The 2,205-nt window shown below is 65.1% G+C and carries 5 protein-coding genes and 1 tRNA gene; all 6 read left to right on the top strand.

The window, feature by feature from the left end:
* Window positions 1-217: hypothetical protein (locus EOA38_RS39890; RefSeq protein ID WP_210213008.1), on the top strand; the 217-nt coding region annotated here is incomplete at its 5' end.
* A 57-nt stretch (window positions 218-274) separates the two neighbouring features.
* A tRNA-Thr gene (locus tag EOA38_RS34340) sits at window positions 275-350 on the top strand.
* Between the two features lie 105 nt (window positions 351-455).
* On the top strand, window positions 456-644 hold the full coding sequence (locus EOA38_RS34345; protein ID WP_126090405.1) for a DUF2158 domain-containing protein: 189 nt from the start codon (window positions 456-458) through the stop codon (window positions 642-644).
* 145 nt (window positions 645-789) lie between these two features.
* Window positions 790-1,221, top strand: coding sequence for an acid-shock protein (locus tag EOA38_RS34350; protein ID WP_127301309.1), 432 nt, complete (start codon window positions 790-792; stop codon window positions 1,219-1,221).
* A 45-nt stretch (window positions 1,222-1,266) separates the two neighbouring features.
* Complete coding sequence (locus tag EOA38_RS34355) at window positions 1,267-1,809, top strand: RNA polymerase sigma factor (RefSeq protein ID WP_127301310.1); 543 nt, start codon at window positions 1,267-1,269, stop codon at window positions 1,807-1,809.
* Window positions 1,810-1,883: 74 nt separating this feature from the next.
* The coding region (locus EOA38_RS34360) for a hypothetical protein (protein ID WP_127301311.1) at window positions 1,884-2,205 on the top strand (322 nt) is incomplete at its 3' end.

A 2,205-nucleotide genomic window follows, 5' to 3' on the forward strand; every position in this document is an offset into this window, starting at 1 on the left:
ATCAACGGGCGAGCGGCAGTCTTGCCGACGCATCCAAAGCCCATTTCGGCGTTTTTTGTTGAAGAATCAACATTTTTGTCACCGCCACCGGATCGACTCCGGCGGACCGGATGCCGACCGGCAAGCCGCCGCGGCCGGCGGCCAGAGACTGTCATGCGGCTGCAGCCGGCCGAAATTGCCGCGCATGGGCGCCGGATTTCGCCGCCACCCATCTTGAATTAGCTGACGGTTGAGTCTATCAACCGGCGCATCTTGGAGGCCTAATCGCTTCCCGGCCGCTTTAGCTCAGTTGGTAGAGCACATCATTCGTAATGATGGGGTCGCGTGTTCGAGTCACGCAAGCGGCACCAGTTTTCCTTGCATTTCCAGCCCTGTACCACGTTGTAGGTGCATCTCGGCCATTGTCGAGAATCGCTGTTGGTGGGAAACTTCCGGTGTCAGCATGGGAGGTCAAAATGCCCAATGGTTTCAAGACTGGAGACGTCGTCAGGCTGAAATCCGGAGGCCCGGACATGACGGTGAGCGATGGCGCTGCCTCGGGCACGTATCTGTGCCACTGGTTCAACCGCGAGGGCGACGTCTGGACCCCGCAGCATGCCGGTTTCAAGCCGGACCAGTTGGTGGTGGTCAACGAACGGAAATAGTTTCAGCGCCCCCTGAAGGGCTGCTTTCGGGCGCCGCCAGACCCGCCGATCTCGTATGGCGGAACGACCGACGGATTTTCTCTGCCACCGCGTTTAACGGCTGAAGCGTGGCCGCCAATGGCCGCGCGCAACCGGAGACGAGAGCATGATCCGTCGTACTATCCTTGTCGTTGCCCTTGGCCTGCAGGCCGCCGCAGCGGCCGCCCAGACAACGACGCCAACCTCCGCCCCCGCGCCGGTCCAACCGGCGCCAAGCACTCCCGCCACCGCCAAGCCCGGCACCACGCTGGAAAAATTCGAGGCGCGGCGGGAAAAGGCTTTCATGCGGGCAGACACGGATGGCGACGGCAGGGTCGGCCTGGCCGAGTGGACGGCATTCCAGACCGAGCGCAAGGCCAAGGGCGATCCGGCCAAAGCCTTCGCGCGGATGAATGCCAACAAGGACGGGTTCGTCGACAAGTCGGAGCTCGACGCTTTTCTCGCCAAGCGCTTCGCCAGGCTCGACAAGAACGGCAATGGCGTGCTCGGCGCGGACGAGAGGCCGGGCCACAAAACCGCTCCCAATCAGGAGCAATGACCGAGAGGCTATGCGGCACGATGATCATCGGGAGCGCCCAGGCTGATGGGCGCCGATCCGGACGAGGAACTGGTACGGCGCATCAGTGCCGGCGACCAAGCCGCCGTGCAGGCGATGGTGGCGCGCAAGCTGCCGCGCGTGCTTTCGCTCGCCACCCGCATGCTGGGCGATGCGGCAGAGGCCGAGGACGTTGCTCAAGAGACCTTCGTGCGCATCTGGCGCCATGCCTCCGGCTGGCGCCAGGAGCGCGCGCGCTTCGACACCTGGATCCACCGGGTAGCGCTCAACCTCTGTTACGACCGGCTGCGGCGCCGCCGCGAATGGACGACGGATGAACTGCCGGAGGTGGCCGATGAGAGACCGCTTCCCGACGCCCCTCCCGGAGACGAGGGCCGGCGCGTCCAACAGGCCTTGCTGCGCATCGCGCCGCGCCAGCGCGAGGCGATCGTGCTCGTCTATTATCAGGAGCTGTCCAACATCGAAGCCGCCGGCGCCATGCAGGTCAGCGTCGATGCGCTGGAAAGCCTGCTCGCGCGGGGTCGCCGCGCGCTGCAGGCCCTGCTCATCGGAGATGATGGCGATGACTGAGACGGCGAAGGCATTGCCGAATTTTTGGATGAAGGCGTGGGGGGCTACGCCGAAAGAGTGGATGGGGAAACGAGATGGCTGAGAACCGGAAGACCACCGACGTGCCGCTGGATGCCAAGCGCTTCGCCGTGCTGGCGGACGCCTATGGCAGCGCCTTGCATCGCTGGCCGCGGACCGAGCAGGCCGCCGCCACGCTTTTTGCCGAAAGCGAAGAGGGCCGCGCCATCCTACGGCGCGCCGGCAGGCTCGACGCCATCCTCGACCGGCATCATGTCGAAGCCCCAAGCCGGACGCTGCATGGCAAGATTGTCGCCAACGCCACGTCCGAGATCAGGCAGGGACGGCACCGCCGGCTCTGGTGGCTGGGCTTCGGGCTCGCCGGCGTCGGGCTTGCAG

Origin of the sequence: Mesorhizobium sp. M1E.F.Ca.ET.041.01.1.1 (genome assembly GCF_003997355.1) — a bacterium.
Classification (GTDB): domain Bacteria; phylum Pseudomonadota; class Alphaproteobacteria; order Rhizobiales; family Rhizobiaceae; genus Mesorhizobium.

Bases quoted from the DNA above. Each gene is read 5' to 3' on its own strand.
- EOA38_RS34345 (WP_126090405.1), top strand. From the start codon at position 456: ATGCCCAATGGTTTCAAGACTGGAGACGTCGTCAGGCTGAAATCCGGA.
- EOA38_RS34350 (WP_127301309.1), top strand. From the start codon at position 790: ATGATCCGTCGTACTATCCTTGTCGTTGCCCTTGGCCTGCAGGCCGCC.
- EOA38_RS34355 (WP_127301310.1), top strand. From the start codon at position 1,267: ATGGGCGCCGATCCGGACGAGGAACTGGTACGGCGCATCAGTGCCGGC.